Below are 17775 nucleotides of genomic sequence, written 5' to 3' on the forward strand. Positions count from 1 at the left end.
GACTTTCCTATCGGTGGAAATCTCTTAGAAATACCGATCGCCGGAAGACAGGCTCGGAAGCCAGATCCTTGCACATGTCTTTGACAACGGCTTCAAACTCATCCCGCGAAATATCATAGTCGGGCAGATCGGAGGTTGCGCGCCTGTTGTTGTAAAAGATATTCCCTTCTATCAAAAAGTCCTTCGGCACGGCGTGCAGGGCAAGCGCGCATTGGTAACAATAGTAGTCGGGCGAGTCATACTTTTCGTTCTGCCCGGTCTCGACAACAATGTTGTCGGTGAACAGTCCGGGATCGTCCCCTTCGCGCGTACGCGCAATCGAAGCACCGCATGCGCCGGTTTTGTAGATAACGTTCTTGTTGATGAAACCGACCGGCATCCCCTTGTCAGCATCCCAGTAGGCAATTCCCCACGTGAGGATATCCTCCACGATATTCCGTTCGACAACGCCGTTCGCATCAACGAACAGGCCTATGCCTTTCCAATAGCGGGTCACGAGGTTCTGCCGGATTGTCGCCATTGCGTTCCACGTCACGCCGATGCCGACGCCGCGTCCTCCGCCCACTTGAGTACCGCATGCTTTATCTACGCCGTCAACAATATTGTTCTCAATCGTCGCATTTGCGCCGCGGTATAACGCGATGCCATCCCACGAATTGCGGATAATCTCGTTGTTGGAGATCGTGAGAGCCGAACCTTCGCGCCCGCAAATTCCCATCACCCCCACAACCTTTTTTGCAACTGTTGCCGAATCGCCGATGTTGTTGGTGATGAGATTGCTGCGAATGACAACGATGCTGTTCTTCGCAACAACTGCCGCATCGGTTGCCATGCCGTTCGTATCGCGCTCGCCGCCGGTGATCGTGAGATTCTCGATAAGCCCGTCGTCACAGTCTTCAAAATACAATCCGTAGCCGGCATGTGTGTAAATGATCGCAGACTTGTCGGCCGGACCTCTCAGGTGGATTTTTCTTCCCCGAAGATGAAGCCCGACCGTGGCTTCGACTTGTGTCGAGTCAACTTCACAATTTCCGCACGATGAATCGAGAATAGGCGAGGGCGTAAGATGATATGTGCCGGGCATCAGTGTCACCACCAGACTTCCGACCGGGAATCGAAAGAGTTGTTGCAACTCGGCTGCATCGCGAACGGTAACAGAAGTTGCCGCACAAGCATGGGCAGCCAGACAAGTTATTGATATGAATAGCTTTAGCATGGATCTGATTTTTGATATTTCATGATTTCATCGCCCGGTACTCCAGACACAGTACCGTCACATCATCGCTCTGCAGTGCTTTGCCCATGAATTTCAGCACGTCGACAACAACACCACGTACAACGTTGTCCGGATTCTGCGCTCTGTGCGTGTCGAGATACGGCAGCAAGCGCTGTTCCATGTACATTTCTCCGGCTTCATTGATTGCTTCCGTAACGCCATCGGTGTACAGCAGCAACCTGTCGCCTTCCCGGCATTGCAGTTCTCGCGTTCCGAATTTGAACGACTCAAACTTTCCGAGTATAATGCCGGGCGAATCTTCGACCTGCTCCACTGCCCCGTTGTTTCTTATAATAAACGGAAGATTATGCCCGCCGTTGCAGTACCGCACAACTCCGGTTGATGTATCGAGAACGCCATAGAACACCGTGACGAATGTTCTCGGGTCGCTTTCAGGAATGAGCATTGTGTTCACTTTCGAAAGGCACGCTGCTGGATCGAGAATCTGCGACGCAAAGCTCTTGATCATCGTTCGTGCGACCGCCATGTAGATAGCGGCCGGAATACCTTTGCCCGACACATCTCCCACAACAAACCCCAGATGCGTTTCATCAATCAGAAAGAAGTCGTAGAAATCGCCGCCTACATCCTTTGCAGGATGCATCTCGGCGTAGATTGAGAATTCGGAGCGATGAGGAAACGGAGGAAACTCCTGCGGCAGAATCTGTTGCTGTATTCGATGGGCTGCATCCAAATCGCTCTGAACAGCCACAAGTCGCTTCCGGTCATCAAGGGCGGATTTGATCGTTGCAACTTCTTTCATCCCTTTCTGAATAGTCAAATGTAGATCGTTGAAGTCAATCGGCTTTGTGACGAAGTCAAATGCGCCGCGGTTCATTGCGGTACGGATGTTTTCCATATCGCCGTACGCGGAAACGATGACAGTCTTCAAGGCGGGATTGTCTTTCTCCTGCAACCGTTGCAAGAGGGTCAGCCCATCCATCTTTGGCATATTGATGTCGGAAAGAATGAGGGTAATATCATCCGATCCATTCAGGTGCGTCAGCGCCTCCTCGCCGTTCTCTGCAAACACAAACTGATAGTCTTCATTCTGAATCTGCTTCCTGAACTTCTGTAGAATCAGCATTTGCAGATCGGGCTCGTCGTCAACGACCATGATTTTAGGTAACGCCATAGCGATATTACTCCTGTACAATCAGCTTGAATGTTTCTTGAGAAGCGACTGGATTTCTTGTCTCAATGTATCAAAGTCAATCGGTTTGGTGAAGAACTCCTTTGCCCCCGACTCGATCGCTTTCTTCTGGTTCTCCGCATCGCCGTACGCCGAGATCATACTCACGTGAATGTTCGGGTATTTCTCTTTGATGATGTTGAGAAGCTCGATGCCCGTCATCCCCGGCATGTTGATGTCCGAGAAGACATACACCACGTCAGGCGGCTCGGCACTCCCGATGATTGCCAATGCTTCTTGTCCGGAGAAAGCAAACACCAACTCCAGTTCGCCGCTGCGTATTTCCTTCCGGAACTTCTGCGTGAAGAGGAGTTCGACGTCTTTTTCGTCATCTACCACAAGAAATTTCATTTCACTGTTCCATTATGCTGTTTCGAAACATTTGTGTACTTAACCGGGCAACCCGACAATGAATATCGCTCCGCCATTATCGTTGTTTTCGATTCTCATCTCACCCCCATGCGCTTTCACAATGTCATGAGTGATGGAAAGTCCCAAACCCGTTCCCTGAGTTCCTTTCTTCGTCGTGAAGAATGGGTGAAGGATCTTGTCCTTGATCGCATCGGGAATGCCCGGACCGTTGTCTTCGATTTCGACTGTTACCTGATTCGCTTCGCGCCGTGTGCGGACCGAGAGCTTTGGCAAGTACGACTTGCCGCCTGCGTTCAACTTCTCGCGCATCGCGTCAAATGCGTTCTGGCAAAGATTAAGCACAACCCGACTGAAATCCTCTGCTATCAGCGGCACCATACCGACTGTTGAATCGAGGTCGAGCGCAATGTCCACGTTGATGGGGTTCTTCCCTGCACGCATGCCGTGGAACGCAAGGTTCACATACTCCTTCACCAACATGTTCAAATCTGTCGGCTCCCTCTTGCCGCTTCCGCCTCGCGAGTGTTGCAGCATGGATTTGACAATGCCGTCGGCCCGTGTTCCATGCTCGATGATCTTTGTGAGATTGGTTTTGATGTCGCCTAAGAGTTGAGGAATATCCCCGTTGCCTGTAACCGGGGATTTCTTGACTTCCTCCATCACTTCATCAACCAACTCGACAGAGACAGACGAGAAGTTGTTGACGAAGTTCAACGGGTTCTTTATTTCGTGGGCAATGCCCGCCGTAAGCTGGCCGAGCGAGGCAAGCTTCTCCTGTTGCACAAGTTGCGCTTGCGTTGCTTTCAACTCCGTCAACGAACGATTCAGTTCTGCTGTTCGTTCTTCCACCTGCTGCTCAAGAATGATGTTCTGGTTTGCGAGCAGTTCCTTCTTCTCCTCTGTCATCCTTAGAACCTTGTTTGCCTCGTCCTGTGCTTCCCTGAGAATCTCCTTGAAGCGTACTGCAATGTACGTCAACAGCATTAGCGGCGCGCCGAGGATGATAACCGTAAACAGGGGCTTCTCGTACGCGAGATAAAGATCGTACGAATACTTGTGGATGCTCGTAAACACGACGGCTCCAACCACAGGCAAGAGCATGGCGGCGACAAGTGCCCACCTCGACCATGTGAGAGTTTTTCTGAATGAAAAGATAAGGTATGCGAAGCTTGCAAGCATAGTGGAATTCACAGTGCCAAATGGCCACGAGATATCATACAAATGTGCAACAACACTCGCCAGTGGCAGCAAAACGAGGATTGCTTTGGTAAGCAGGGAGACCTTCCGCTTGAGCGACCACTCAACGATAACCAGCGTGTACACCGTGAGAACCGGACCCGCAATCCCGAAGAGTATATCCCGCAATTTCTCCGCCGGATATGAAAGCTCAACGAACGAATTGAAGTTATACACCAGCGAGTTGAACAACACAATCGAAGCAAGCACCGCAACAAGACGAAATAGTGTTTGGTCCGGATTCAGATAGACCAGGAGCCAGAACAAGATCATCAGGAGTAACGATACAGAAATCCAGAGAGTATTGTAGATGTATGTTCGCTTCAACTCGTGTGTCATGAAGAGATCGTAGTGCGGGCCTGTGAGAGCGATGAGCCTTGAGAGATTTTCCGGTTTCAGCCGGAGATGACGGTTCGTGAACATCGTCTCATAGTCAACAAAATGAATGGCGAGAGTGTATTCCCTACCGGAATCCAACCGCACAGGTGTCGCGTATTTGAGATGGGGATTGTACGCTTCATACGGCTTTCCCGTATTCCCAAACGAGGCAGCAAGTTCTCCATCCACGTACACATCAGTCGCAGCCCAGAGAGCCCTGCTAACTCCCACATTCAGGCCTGCAAGAGTAGAGTCCAACTTCACTCTCACACGAAACCATCCCTCAACACGGCCATCCGCATCTGCCATTGCCGGGGTAAGTTCCGTCGGTTTCAATCGTTGCCAACCAGCAAGATCGACATCATCGTTTGCCCAGGATGGATCGTGACCTGGCCTGAACAACCATCCCTCCATTGGAGCGAGAAGTATTTGCTGGCGGGCATCGAACATGCTGGCTGAAAGGACAAGCACTGTCTCCCCGCCGAACAGTTGTTGAACGCCCGCTATGAAAAGCAGAACCGAGACTATCGTCTTCATATGGTTAAGCAACACAAACATCTATGCGCCACCGGAAGGGATGGCGATTCTGAAAATCGTGCCGTTCGATTCTGAACTTTCTATTGTCATGATTCCGCCGTGCGCCTTCACAATATCATGCGTGATGGAAAGTCCCAAACCCGTACCCTGAGTTCCCTTTTTCGTCGTGAAGAATGGCTGAAGTATCTTGTCCTTGATCGCATCGGGAATGCCCGGACCGTTGTCTTCGATTTCAAGCGTTACCTGATTGCCTTCGCGATGTGTACGCGCCGAGAGCTTTGGCAAGTACGACTTGCCTCCTGCGTTCGCCTTCTCGCGCATTGCGTCAAAAGCGTTCTGGCAAAGATTAAGCACAACCCGGCTGAAATCTTCGCCAATCAGCGACACTGGGCCGACTGATGGATCGAGGTCGAGTACAATATCCACGTTAACAGGGTTCTTGCTTGCGCGCATGCCGTGAAACGCAAGGTTTACATACTCCTTCACCAACGCATTCAGGTCAGTCGGTTCCTTCTTCCCGCTGCCACCTCTCGAATGTTGCAGCATGGACTTGACAATACCGTCAGCCCGCGTGCCATGCTCGATGATTTTGGTGAGATTGGTTTTGATGTCCCTCAACAATTGAGGTACATCACCGTTGTCTGCACCCTGAGATTTCTTGATTTCCTCCATCACCTCATCAACCAACTCGACAGAGACAGACGAGAAGTTGTTGACGAAGTTCAACGGGTTCTTGATTTCGTGGGCGATGCCTGCCGTGAGTTGGCCGAGTGAAGCAAGTTTCTCTTGCTGGAGAAGTTGTTCCTGTGTGGACCGCAGGTCAGTGAGTGCATCTTCCGCTCTCTTCTTTGCTTGTTGCAGTTGGATCAGATCAAGTTGCGCTTGTCGTGCCTGTGCTTCAGCGATCTTCAAGTCTTCGAAACGGCGATAGGCGAGATCAAACACACTTGCAAACCGTGCCAGGGTGGCAACGGCTTCTTCGGATGGATTGGGAACAGGGCCTGGCAAACTGTACCCGATCTCGCCATGCGTAGTCCGTGCCATAATGAACGTAAGTCCACCGATGTGGCGGATGTCATCCAACGTGGGCGCCTGGGGATCCACTTGTTGAAAGTCACCCAGTTTGATCATTTTGTCCACGTATGCCACAGCAGTATCCACATCCATTGGGAAAACCAGGGTGGGCTCGTCACTCTTTTCCCAAGTGGCTACCAGCTTGATGTCTCCATGGATATGACGTGGCAGTGTCATCACCATGCCGATGCGCGTACCATCTCCCGACGTCATGGCTTTTTCATATTTGTCGGGAAGCCAACGCATATGCCAGAAGTAGTGCGCTTCATGTCCCAACGAGACGAACTCGGAGCGCATCGTGACAACGATATCGAGCAGGTCTGACGATTCTTTCATCGCAGTCACTTTTGCCCGGATCTTTTCCAGTGAGAGTTCGATCTGCGCTTCTCTTGCCTGCGCTTCGGCTTTTTGGAGGTCGAGGAAACGGGTATAGGATTGTTCGAGCACACCTGCGAAGCGCTTGAGAATTGCATTGTCGGCATCGGAGAACTTTCTGCCATGATGATTGGTGATCCCGATGGCAGTGTGGCGGCTTACCGATATCGACCTTGTTAACCCACCCTCCCTTGCAAGCAATTCCGCTTTGCGTTCTTCACTGTTTTGGTTCCACGGATGGTGCCGGAACAAATGCTCAAGAAATTCATCCTTCTCCGCTTTTGAATGATACACTGTCAAAAAAGGTTGACGACGTACGATGGCATCACGCACCTGAGTGTAAATAGGCCTGTCCAGAAACGGTACGGTCGCTTTCTGCACATAGTCGGTAGCGCCGGCGGCGGCCCACAACGGAAGATTATTTGTTACTTCATCATTGATCGCAACAAACACTCCACCATCAATATCAACACTCATCTGGAGTAGTTGTTGTGCCACCACATTGACGACCTCCTGCAATTCGTCCGTGTGGTGCATAGCCAGGCTGCGTGCCCGCACTCTTTCCAGTGCCAATTGTATTTCTGCTTCTCTTGCCTGTGCTTCTGCCTTCTGCAGATCAAGGAAACGTGTATAGGTTCGTTCAAACTCGATGGCAAACCGATGCAGGATGTCTTTCTCCTGCTGGAGCAGAGGTCTCCTGATATCAATACCAAAACACCCGTATTTCATGAATGCCTCTGTGTAATAGATGCCATCGGGGAAAAATCCGGGCTTCAATCTGTCGGCTCCCGCCAGCAATTCTTCCCAGGAGGCAAAGAATGTGGGAATGTTTTCAGGGGCAACAAAATGTTCATGTACAGAAACCCCGCTTCTCCAATCCGTAAAACATGCAGCAGTATAAGGTTCCGTCATGTCCAACGGATAGGAGATGGCCCTTGCGTGAAAGTCTTTGTTGCCGTCCTTTTCTTCCATCCAGGTTGTCCAGAACAAATGATCGCCGTTCTCTTCATTGGGGAGCCATACAAAAGAGAATTCAGAATCAACGCCCAGAAGCAATAGCTGCTCGTGAAAGACTTTGGCAATATCAAGCAGTTCCCCGGAATGTTGCATCATCATGCTCCGGGTACGCGTGCGCTCAAGAGCAGCTTCAATCTGCGCTTCCCTTGCCTGCGCCTCTGCTTTTTGAAGGTCGAGGAAGCGGGTGTATGTTTGCTGGAATACTTTCCCAAAGCGCATGAGTGTGGCATTCTCGTCCTCTGAATAAGGAACGCCGGCAAAGTTCTCTATATACAGAGCCACATTTTCCAACAGAACAGTAGAGATCGTAAAAGCAGGTGCGTCAAAAATGGCCTTCTTTGATTCCTCCGGGAACCCGGGTAAACGTTGAAAGAGATCATGGTAAAATCTGTTCTTCTCTTCAAAGGAGAGAGTGACGGCAAAGAAATCCAGCCCTCTTCTCTTTGCCTCATTGAAACGGTTGTAATAGATGCAATCGAAGTAGGGGATAGTTACTTGAGAGGGAGTTCCAAACCGGTCGGCGATCCAGCTCTTGTAGTCATCCCTTGACTTGTAATCCATAATAAACCCTGTATGTTCAGTATGGATTTTCAGTTGAACGAGTTGATCATAAACGATCTGGATGACATCCTTCAGCTCTTCGCTTTTTTGCATCCCCATTGACCTGCTTCTCACTCTTTCCAGAGCGGCTTCGATCTGTGCTTCTCGCGCCTGTGCTTCTGCCTTTCTCAAGTCAAGGTAGCGGCGATACGCCAGGTCGAACACGGCCGCGGCACGTCGTTGCAGCGACTTGGCTTCCTCCGAAGGCGGTTGATGGGAAACCATCAGCAGCGTCCCGCCGGAGAAGAAGGTAAGAAAATGCCACACTCGGTTAGAAACTCGTTGGCCGACGTACGGAGCAAGTTCAGGTTCGGCCCGGACAAGCGCCCTTTGCATCTCCATGGCTTTCGCGGCATCTGCCTCTATGATGTATTCTTTGTGCCCGGAACGGTACGCTTGCACCATTTCTCTGGTCAGCGCGCTGTCTTGCCACAGAAAGGACATCTTTCCCGTAACAATCTTCCCGGATGACAATGCAGGAGGCCGGAAGGCATACCAGGAAAGCAGACAATCTGAATTTTCTTCCAGCAGGCTTATCACAGAAGTCTCGAGCTCCGGCTGGCCGAGCAGGCCCATTTGTTCACGCAGAATGTGCACAACATTCTCAATCTCGCCGGATGCATGCATCGCCATCGCGCTTGCGCGGATACGCTCCAGAGCGGCTTCGATCTGGGCTTCACGCGCCTGGGATTCCGCCTTTTCAATATCCATGTATCGCCGGTACGCAAGCTCAAACACGTTGCGGAAGCGTTTGAACAAGTCCAGGTCTTCGTTCGTGAGGGGTGAGTAGCTTGAAACGCCCATCGCCACCGGGCCGAGAGAGTACCAGTAGTAATTCAGCGATGATGCAGTATTGAGGTACTTATCAATAAACACATTCGTCGTCTTTTGATACGCAATCCACTCCTTGACCTTCTTGCCCTTGATATGCGTCGTGAAGAATTCGCCATCGCCTTTCAGCATCTTCATGGCAAAAGCTCTGTGAGTCTTGTTGTTCGTGTATGTTGTCTCAGTGATGAATGTCTTCTTGTGCTTTGCGTAGTACTCATAGTTCATGTATGTGCCGCGGTGCGGGTAGAAGATGGCCGTCTGCACATTGCGGATGGCTTTCACGTTCAGCAGGGCCAACTCATTCGAGATGGTTCGGCATATCTCCAGCATATCAGCCGGTTGCTTCATGCCCATCGCCACGGCGCGCACGCGTTCCAGCGAGGTTTCAATTTCCAGCTCGCGGTTCTTCTGCTCCAGCTCAAGGGTGCGGCGTTGTACCGCTTCACGCAAATCCAGGTTCTCTTTCTTGATTTTCTCCGCTGCAATCTGTTCGCCTTCCTCTGCCCTCGAATCCGGCAAAGACCCGTGCTGGTGGACGAGTTTCCAACCCGACGGTGTCTCCTGAAACACTGCGCTAATCCGGACGCGGCCGTAGAACGTCCATTTCTTCTCAATCAGCACATACAGGTTGCTCTGCTCTCGAATCAGGATGCAATCACCCGCCGGTTGCAGCTTGATGTCCCGGTTGCGGAATTGCGCCTTGCCCGTCATCTGATCGGAGGTTGCTTTGTAGAACCTGACTGTCTCCTTCTTGCTGTTGAACACTTCGCTGATCGCCGAACCAAACACGCTAACCCTCTCATCCAGCATGGATGCAAAGGTTTTTATGTCTCCGTCGAGATATGCATCCCAATAGGCATGATAGATCTTGAGAATTCCGGCCTCGAGTTTCTTTGTCAGCTTCATGGTCGTGAATGGTTGATGGGTATGCTGAAGGTGAATGATGTTCCTTCACCTTCTTTCGTCTCCACTTTCAGTTCCCCGCCGTGACCTTTGGTGATGATGTCGTAACTCAGGCTCAATCCAAGTCCGGTCCCATCGCCTGTCGGTTTGGTGGTGAAGAACGGCTGAAAGATTTTCTCTTTGACAGCATCAGGAATACCATTGCCGTTATCCATCACACTGACGAAAACCTTGTCGGCAGACCTTTTCGTTGCAACGGTCACGGTCGGTTTGTATCCGTCGAGACCTTGCTTCTGCTTTTCGCTGACAGCATAGAATGCGTTGTTGATAAGATTGAGAATCACTCTGCCGATATCCTGCGCGACGACATTCACAGAACCAATATCGGCATCGAAATCGGTCGCAAAATCGGCATTGAACGATCTGTCCTTTGCCCGCAAGCCATGATATGCCAATCTCACAAACTCATCGCACAGCTCGTTGATGTCGGTCGGCTCTTTCTTGCCGGCGCTTGTGCGTGAGTGCTGCAACATGCTCTTCACGATGGCGTCGGCACGTTTACCGTGATGCAGAATCTTCTCAAGGTTCTTTTTGATATCTTCGGCAAGGGCTTGTGCATCCTCCACGTTTCCTTTTTGGAGCTCTTCCTTCATCTCGTCGAGCAACTCGGTAGACACGTCCGAGAAGTTGTTCACGAAGTTCAACGGATTCTGGATTTCGTGGGCGATGCCCGCGGTCAGCTCACCGAGCGAGGCCATCTTTTCGGATTGAATCAATTGGGCCTGAGTTGCTTTCAGTTCTTCCAATGATTGTTGCAACGCCGCTCTCGATTCCTCAACCGCCTTCCGCTTCAGTTCCAGTTCCTGAATCGTCTCTTCAAGCAGGATCGCAGTGGTGCGCTTCACCTTCTCCGTCCGGTCCAACTTGAACTCGGCAATGGCGATGGCTTTGTCAACTTCCTTCACCCAATTGGAAACAGATTGCTTCTGTTCAGGCGTCAGTGTGCCGGATTGCTCGACGAGGTTGAGTATGTTTTGTAGTGATTGATGCATCTCTCATGATTTCAGTTCTGCATTCTGGCCCTACCTCAACCCCCGGCCCCTTCTCCTGAGAGGAGAAGGGGAGGATTGAGCCTTGGATATCAAGCCATTTAGGCTAGTGACACTATTTTTCTTTCAGTGCTACCCAGCTTACTGTTGTTCCTTGAAATTCACAGCGGCCTTCATCCAATTTTCCAAACTCACCCAATGAGAAGTAGCCTATCATTGGTTTGCCCCATGTTGATGCCAGCCCTTCTATTTCGTTGGAGATCAATGGACCAAAAGTCCCTAATCTTCCTATGCATGAAAAAACCATCAATACATCGATATCCGGCATCTCCTTTTCTTTAATGATCCTGGTGTTTTCAACCACTTTGTCAATCACATCAAAATCCGGTGGCAGGGAAAACCGGAAATGATCTCCTTCTTGTATTTCACCTCCCATCATGACTGATTGATCGGCAGGATTAAACAATAGCGCTGGCTTCATGATAGCATTTCCTGATGCTCTCTCAAATTGTAGAGGATAGCCCAGGTCTGAAGGAAGCAGGCCTCTTCCTTCTGTCGCAGAAATCACTATGCCATTTCCTAAAAATCTTTGAATGACATGCATCGCCGGTTCATGGTCAATAGTGAAAACCCAAGGGCCTTCACTTCTTGTAATTGTTTTGCTTGTCCCTACCGGTTTCCATCCTGAAACAGCCATTCCGCTTATCGAAACTTTGTCCCGGTCAAGGATGAGTGCAAGTAAACCTCCAGTACTTGATGCATCATTGGTGAAAAGGATTCCTGAAAAATCAGCCGGATTACCGGTAACACCGCCTGCAACCATGATTTCATGGCCTGCTGCATCGGTCAATCCTCGGATCAGGTCATCTCCGGAAACTTTGAAATCCACCGGTGAAATGATGAAGCAGGGATTCGCAAAAGCGTTCTTTCCGGATATGCCTGTTTTATACCCGGCTTCGTAGGCAGATGAACCCTCGTAATCGTTCAATACAATCTTGAAATGTTCCGGTTTAATATCCATGAGCATCACAACGATATCACCGGCTGTAATTCCCTGTTCGGTGAATTTTTGTGGTGCAGTGACCCCGAAAATCGCAATGCCTTGTTTCCCAAAAATTGAACGGAGTTGTTCCGCATCTTCCATGTTGCTTACAATGACGATGGCAAGGGTTGGTTTGAAACCGTCTGCCATGCATTCCTTCAAGGGAGACTGTATCTCTAACGGCGTTCTTCCTTTGATAGATTTTGCTTTCATGATTATCTTTCTTTCAATGCCACCAGACAGCAAGCGTTGTTGTGATATTCATACTTTCCCTTTTTTGATTTTCCATATTCGCCATAAGTAAAAAAGCCCGCCATGGGTGCGTTCCAAATTTGTTGCACCTGTTCTATCTCTTCCTTGATTACCATTCCAAATGATAAATGCCTGCTCACACATGAAAACAGAATTAGCGCATCGGCTTGTTGATCTGCATGATCCTTTATGCCTTTACAGTCTTCTACTACTTTATCAATGGAATCAAAATCAGGCGGCATGGCAAATTTGATTTTCGATCCTTGCGGCACATTTCCGGAACAAATCAGTGAGCGGTCAGTACGATTGGCAAACATGGCTGTACGTATTACCGGATCTACATTTTCACGTTCTAACTGCAAGGGATAATACCAGGAACTGAGAAATCTCGCAATGTCGTTACCGGAATCCAGCAGTATGTCAACGCCCAGGTAATTCATCAGCATATCCAATGCGGGTTTGTCGTCAATCGTATATATTATGCTGCCTTCACTTTTCGTTACTGTTTTTGTCGTGCCGATGGCATTCCAGCCACAAGTGGCGATACCTCTTACATCGATCTTATCTTCATCAAGGATGAGTGCTACCAATGCGCAGTCGTTACTTTTCCCGTTGGTAAAAACATAGGTAGCTTCAAGAGCCAGGTCGTCTCCAGCCTTACCTCCAAATACAGTCACTTCACTGTTTGGCGATGAAGTATGTGTTGTACTGCCTTGCAAGATACCTTCGACTATCGGTTCACCATCTGAAGATACCCCACTGTTTGCTATGATAAATGCGGGGTTGCTGAAAGTTTCTTTTCCGATGGCACCGATTTTCCTTGCGTCTTCCAAAGCAGTTCTGGGGTTTGTTTCAAGAAATTGTACTTTAAAATACGCCGGGTTCATGTCGAGGAGTAGCATTACTATGCTGCCTCCTTCAATTTCACCATCGATGAATTCGCCTGCGGTTGTAGCGCCGAATATCTGAATACCTTTTTCGTCAAGCAACATGGAAATAGCTCTTCTATCTTGTTTGACAGACAGGAATACTATGGCTAAAGTTGGCTTGAAACCCTGCCTGTTCGACAGGCAAGCGTCAGCCATGATTCCTTCCAATGCTGATTGAATTTCTTCCGGGGTTTTCCCTTTGATTGATTTTGCTTTCATGTCTTCTCCTTCAAGGCCACAACGCAACACGTGTTGTTGTGAAACTCATGCTTCCCTCTTTTCGACTTGCCATATTCCCCGTAACTGAAGAATCCTATGAGAGGTGCATTCCATACGTTGGTCACTCGTTCAATTTCTTCGCTTGTCATGACACCGAATGACAGATACCTGCTGACACAGGAAAACATGATCACTGCATCGGCATCCCGATCCTCTTTTATTTCAGTACATTCCGCAACAACAGCATCAATGACATCGAAGTCAGGAGGAAGGGAGAACCGGATTTTCGCTCCCTGAGGTACATTGCCAGCGCAGACCAACGAACGATCTTCAGCATTACCTAACATGGCTGTTCGCATCACCGGTGGAGCATCTTCTCTTTCCAGTTGCAGCGGATAATATGCGCCAAGATTGAAAACGGTATTATTGAGAGGCTGCTGATCCAGACTGAGTCCCAAATACTTCATTACCAGATCCAACGCGGGTTGATCGTCAATAGTGTAAACTATATTACCTGCGCTCTTAGTAATTGTTTTGGTAATGCCGATAGGTTTCCACCCGCAGGTGGCAACTCCGGATATTTCTACTTTGTCCTCGTCGATGATCAATGCCGCCAGACCGGTGATGCTGCTCTTACCAAGGGTGAACACAGCTGGCCCGGTTAAGGTGAGGTCATCACCCGCCATACCACCAAAGATGGTGGCTCCTTCTCCGAATCCATCTTCAATGCCTTTTATGATCTGCTCACCGTCCATTTCAGTGCCCCAGCCGGATACAATGATAAATGCCGGGTTCGAGAACGCTTTCTTTCCCTCCTCACCTAACTGCTTTGCAATTTCGTAATCAGAACTGTTGCCCGTTTCGAGGAACACCAATTTGAAATAGGAAGGATTCAAATCAAGCAGCATGATAGCAATGCCCCCTTCGCTGATCTCAGGGCTGATGAACTCGCCAGACGTTGTGGAGCCGAAGATGCTGATGCCTACATTGTCGAGCAATGAACAGACAGCTTCACGGTCTTGCTTGATGGACATGAAGACGATGGCAAGCGTCGGTGTGAAGCCATCAGCCATACTTTGTTGCAATGACAGCCGGATTTCTTCGGGCGAATTTCCTTTGATGGATTTTGCTTTCATGAGTTACGTCTCGACTTGTCCTATCAATATTGTGACTCCACCCGTTGCAAAATTGGAAAGGTCGGCTGCCATTGCTTTTCCTTCGGGAGAACCCAATGTCTGCTGCATCTCCGCAGGTCCTGCGAAATAGAGTTCAGCCATCCGGTAATGCGCCGGAGTCGAACCGTCGGGATTGGGCAGGAATCTCGTGTACTCCGCTTTTGCAATGCCCGCAGCTTTTGCCACCAGCGGCAGATGGGTCTGGTGATAGTATTTCTCAAATGCATCCACATCGGCTGGATGCCCGTATAACACTGTTGCTTTGATCATGTGTGCCTTATTGTTTGTGGTTGAAGTTAGAACTGTGCTTTAATCATCCCGTTCTCCGATGGCTAATCACCATCTTCGTTGTTTGCTTCTTGAGGAAACTCTCCTCCATGCAATTGTGGGTACAGCGTCCCCACTTTTCTTCGTGTTGTTGATGAAGGCAGAGTTGTTCTGAATTGTGCGGACATTGTCCGCACAATTGTGGTTCTGTTCTATGTTCGCTCCTTCAACGCAACCCAGCTACAGGCGCCTGAATGAAACTCCTGGTTGTTTTGATTGTCCCTCCCAAATTCCCCATAGGTGAAAAAACCGGCCATAGGAGCGTTCCACACCTTATGCAGGCCTTCGTTCTCTGCATTCACCAACGGGCCCAGCACATTGATCCTTCCTGCACAGGAAAATACGAGCAGTGCATCCGCCGCATTCTCACCTTTGATGCGGGTAGCTTCCTGCAACACTTCTTCTACAATGTCAAAATCGGGGGGCATGGAGAACCAGAATTTTGTTCCTTCCGGCATGGCCACATCCAGGTGCAAAGCATTTTCATTTTCATCAATACGTAAAGGAGTATGTAAAAATGTTCCGCCTCCGGGTCTTTCAACAATGAAAGGATAGTACATACTCACATCATTCATCAGGTCAAAAGATGTAGCACCTGCATCCTCTTTCCTGCCGAGATACTGCAAATACATTTCTATTGCCTGGTTGTTATCAATTGTGTAAACCAGGTTACCTTTACTTTTCGTCACTGTTCTTGAAATACCCATCGGTTTCCACCCGGTGATGGCTATGCCCTGTATGCTCACGTTGTCTGCATCCAGTACGATTGCCGCCACGCCAAAATCAGTTTCCCTATCATTTGTGAAAACATAACTGCCGGTAAAGGTCATATCATCGCCTGCCATGCCGCCGACAAAGAACCGATCCTGACCCAGGGCTTCTCTCACTGTCTGAACCAGAGTCGGTCCATCAAAAAATTCCCCTTTTGCATTCATACCCGTGCTGCACAACAGCAAGGAAGGATTTTTGAACTGACGGGCTGCCTGTTCCGCTAATTGACGGGCTGCTTCTGCAATGCTTCTACCACCAATGTCTTGAAACAAAACAGCATAGTTATCCTTCGATACATCCAGCAATAACATTGCTATGGACTCTTCGCCCTGGTATCCGTCTGTAAATTCACCGCAGGAAGTGGCGCCAAAGACATCTATTCCCTGCCGGGTCAGCAGCTCACGGACAACTTTGCGGTTCTGCTTGACGGAGATAAACACAATCGCCAATGTCGGCCTGAAGCCGTCGGCCATACCGTGTTGCAAGGCCGATCGGATTTCTTCGGGCGAATTGCCTTTGATGGATTTTGCTTTCATGATCGTATTGGTGTTGAAACGGTTGATTGAACATGTCTCATCCTTCGGGGCAGTCGGCAGTTCCAGATCATTGTCGAAGTGCTGTGACTTCATCCTCCAGCCCCGTCATCTGCCAACGGATGAGGGAAACGGGTATCATACCGACGCCGTACATCTCGTCGAAAAAAGGCTTGAGCCTGAAGGCATCACCAAGTTGCCGGCTGCGGTCTGCGATGAGCCTCTCGATCAGGTACTTGCCAGTGACGTAGATTGTGCCGTAGCCCGGCTGGCGCAGATACAGATGTTGTTCGCCGCCGATCAAACTCAGATCCTCGCCCACCCAACCACGGGGTGTCCACTCGATTTGATACGCACGGGCTTCTTCGAGTGTGATTTCGTTTGCGTGCGCGTAGAGTGAAGCAAGCCCCCTCGCACATCGGAACGCTAACATGATCCAGACCAACTCGCGTGCACGCGGGTTATCGTCGTACAGCCCGGCGTGCATGAACATCTCCTCCACCCCCGTTGCAAACCCCTCCGATCTGCTCATCCAGATATTGTAGAGAAGGGGGTCACGGCGCGTCGGGTTCGGGTGTGGTTCATCCCGTATCATTGCCGTCTCGAACCAGTGAACGAGATGCGTGTACAACACTGCCGGCTCAAGATGCATCACGTTAGTGAAGAAGTTCCTCTTCTCCGGCGGCCTGTAGCTTCCGAGGTGCTTGCGAAGCTCAGGTTCCATATAGGGCTTGACCGTCAGGATGTCCTGATTCTTCAGGAAGTCCATCATCTTTCGTACCGATGCATCCGCCCGTTGATCATATTCGGCGGGGGATGATACCGGTGCAATCGGCGAGAGGTTTCGATTTCGGTGACGTTCAAGACTGAGCATGGCCAACGAGCGGTCGAGCTCGCGCTTCAACAACATCTCCTCTTCCTCCCAAGTCATGGGAATGAGCAGAACATTCTGCAAGTGCCACGTGTACGCCTCCTTGCCGATTCCGGACGGGCCTGTCTTGGACGGCGCTTGCTGTTCCAACCACTCGGCCAGACTTACTGTCGCCGCCCGCGCTTCCGCAAGGGCCTTCTTGAACTCACGGCCCGCTGTTCCCGTCTTCTTCGCAAGATCATCCAAATCGTTGATCTGATCGCGTATGCTTTGGGTACCCTCAATCCACACATCACGTGCGTTGCCCGTCAGGTTTGCGCGTGCTTGCTGAAGAAGCGGGGGAATCACCCGCAGTTGCTTCGCAAGCTTTGCCTCATCCATCTTGGACAGCGGGAATGTGTACATCCAGAGTTCGATGGCAGCGTGGCTCGTCGGGCCTTCGTGCGCGGGTGTATCGCTTTGATCAGGCCAGACGATTGCATAGTACGCCGGGTCGCGTGCCCATGGTTGCAGCACACGAATGTTGAAGTCGAGGCCGTTCATTTCCGCACGCAGCAACTCGAAGTCAACCTGATGTTCAAGCGGCCATCCACTCTGATCCATTGATGAGAGACGCGCTTGAAGAGCTTGCAGCTTGCGATGAGTTGCAGCAATTGTCGCCGTGGTGTAGTCGGGAACGCCCCCGGGCAACGTCGGATGTGCAAGTGCACGGAACTCACGGAAGAGGGAGAGAAGTTCGTCGCGAGAGCTCTGAGCGTAGGCAACAGCATTCGTGGCAACGAGGAGGGAAATAACCATCAATGTGAGAAATGAGAG

12 protein-coding genes are annotated in these 17775 nt (G+C 50.1%); all 12 read right to left on the reverse strand.

Features of this window, described 5'->3' with window-relative positions; translation table 11 throughout:
* Positions 1 to 7: 7 nt before the first annotated feature.
* The 12 genes from KF749_03445 to KF749_03500 all read right to left on the reverse strand — a co-directional run bounded on the left by KF749_03445 (position 8) and on the right by KF749_03500 (position 17757).
* Positions 8 to 1216: a right-handed parallel beta-helix repeat-containing protein gene (locus KF749_03445; GenBank protein ID MBX2990205.1), complete on the reverse strand. Its 1209-nt coding sequence runs from the start codon at positions 1214 to 1216 to the stop codon at positions 8 to 10.
* Positions 1217 to 1235: 19 nt separating this feature from the next.
* Positions 1236 to 2411: a SpoIIE family protein phosphatase gene (locus KF749_03450; protein MBX2990206.1), complete on the reverse strand. Its 1176-nt coding sequence runs from the start codon at positions 2409 to 2411 to the stop codon at positions 1236 to 1238.
* A gap of 21 nt (positions 2412 to 2432) precedes the next feature.
* A complete protein-coding gene (locus KF749_03455; protein ID MBX2990207.1) occupies positions 2433 to 2819 on the reverse strand; it encodes a response regulator in 387 nt (128 codons plus the stop codon).
* Between the two features lie 39 nt (positions 2820 to 2858).
* Entirely contained in the window at positions 2859 to 4991 is a 2133-nt protein-coding gene (locus tag KF749_03460; protein MBX2990208.1) for a GHKL domain-containing protein, read from the reverse strand.
* Positions 4992 to 5012: 21 nt separating this feature from the next.
* Positions 5013 to 9794 carry a nuclear transport factor 2 family protein gene (locus tag KF749_03465; protein ID MBX2990209.1) on the reverse strand — a complete coding sequence of 1594 codons (4782 nt, stop codon included), beginning with the start codon at positions 9792 to 9794 and terminating at the stop codon, positions 5013 to 5015.
* Positions 9791 to 10843, reverse strand: a complete 1053-nt coding sequence (locus tag KF749_03470) for a GHKL domain-containing protein (GenBank protein ID MBX2990210.1) — start codon at positions 10841 to 10843, stop codon at positions 9791 to 9793. The genes KF749_03465 and KF749_03470 overlap by 4 nt, the downstream gene beginning before the upstream one ends.
* A gap of 112 nt (positions 10844 to 10955) precedes the next feature.
* Positions 10956 to 12095, reverse strand: coding sequence for an FIST C-terminal domain-containing protein (locus KF749_03475; protein MBX2990211.1), 1140 nt, complete (start codon positions 12093 to 12095; stop codon positions 10956 to 10958).
* A gap of 2 nt (positions 12096 to 12097) precedes the next feature.
* On the reverse strand, positions 12098 to 13282 hold the full coding sequence (locus KF749_03480) for an FIST C-terminal domain-containing protein (GenBank protein ID MBX2990212.1): 1185 nt from the start codon (positions 13280 to 13282) through the stop codon (positions 12098 to 12100).
* A complete protein-coding gene (locus KF749_03485; GenBank protein ID MBX2990213.1) occupies positions 13279 to 14418 on the reverse strand; it encodes an FIST C-terminal domain-containing protein in 1140 nt (379 codons plus the stop codon). The genes KF749_03480 and KF749_03485 overlap by 4 nt, the downstream gene beginning before the upstream one ends.
* 3 nt (positions 14419 to 14421) lie before the next feature.
* The gene (locus KF749_03490; GenBank protein MBX2990214.1) at positions 14422 to 14727 is read right to left on the reverse strand and encodes an EthD family reductase; all 306 of its coding nucleotides are present in this window, start codon (positions 14725 to 14727) and stop codon (positions 14422 to 14424) included.
* Positions 14728 to 14936: 209 nt separating this feature from the next.
* Positions 14937 to 16184, reverse strand: coding sequence for an FIST C-terminal domain-containing protein (locus KF749_03495; protein ID MBX2990215.1), 1248 nt, complete (start codon positions 16182 to 16184; stop codon positions 14937 to 14939).
* The gene (locus KF749_03500) at positions 16159 to 17757 is read right to left on the reverse strand and encodes a DUF885 family protein (protein MBX2990216.1); all 1599 of its coding nucleotides are present in this window, start codon (positions 17755 to 17757) and stop codon (positions 16159 to 16161) included. Before KF749_03500 ends, KF749_03495 begins: the two co-directional genes overlap by 26 nt.
* Between the last annotated feature and the right edge of the window lie 18 nt (positions 17758 to 17775).

This window comes from Bacteroidota bacterium (assembly GCA_019637975.1).
In the GTDB taxonomy this organism is placed as follows: domain Bacteria; phylum Bacteroidota; class Ignavibacteria; order UBA10030; family UBA6906; genus CAADGV01.

Bases quoted from the DNA above. Each gene is read 5' to 3' on its own strand.
- KF749_03445 (MBX2990205.1), bottom strand. From the start codon at position 1,216: ATGCTAAAGCTATTCATATCAATAACTTGTCTGGCTGCCCATGCTTGT.
- KF749_03450 (MBX2990206.1), bottom strand. From the start codon at position 2,411: ATGGCGTTACCTAAAATCATGGTCGTTGACGACGAGCCCGATCTGCAA.
- KF749_03475 (MBX2990211.1), bottom strand. From the start codon at position 12,095: ATGAAAGCAAAATCTATCAAAGGAAGAACGCCGTTAGAGATACAGTCT.
- KF749_03500 (MBX2990216.1), bottom strand. From the start codon at position 17,757: ATGGTTATTTCCCTCCTCGTTGCCACGAATGCTGTTGCCTACGCTCAG.
- KF749_03460 (MBX2990208.1), bottom strand. From the start codon at position 4,991: ATGAAGACGATAGTCTCGGTTCTGCTTTTCATAGCGGGCGTTCAACAA.
- KF749_03490 (MBX2990214.1), bottom strand. From the start codon at position 14,727: ATGATCAAAGCAACAGTGTTATACGGGCATCCAGCCGATGTGGATGCA.
- KF749_03480 (MBX2990212.1), bottom strand. From the start codon at position 13,282: ATGAAAGCAAAATCAATCAAAGGGAAAACCCCGGAAGAAATTCAATCA.
- KF749_03470 (MBX2990210.1), bottom strand. From the start codon at position 10,843: ATGCATCAATCACTACAAAACATACTCAACCTCGTCGAGCAATCCGGC.
- KF749_03465 (MBX2990209.1), bottom strand. From the start codon at position 9,794: ATGAAGCTGACAAAGAAACTCGAGGCCGGAATTCTCAAGATCTATCAT.
- KF749_03485 (MBX2990213.1), bottom strand. From the start codon at position 14,418: ATGAAAGCAAAATCCATCAAAGGAAATTCGCCCGAAGAAATCCGGCTG.
- KF749_03455 (MBX2990207.1), bottom strand. From the start codon at position 2,819: ATGAAATTTCTTGTGGTAGATGACGAAAAAGACGTCGAACTCCTCTTC.
- KF749_03495 (MBX2990215.1), bottom strand. From the start codon at position 16,184: ATGAAGTCACAGCACTTCGACAATGATCTGGAACTGCCGACTGCCCCG.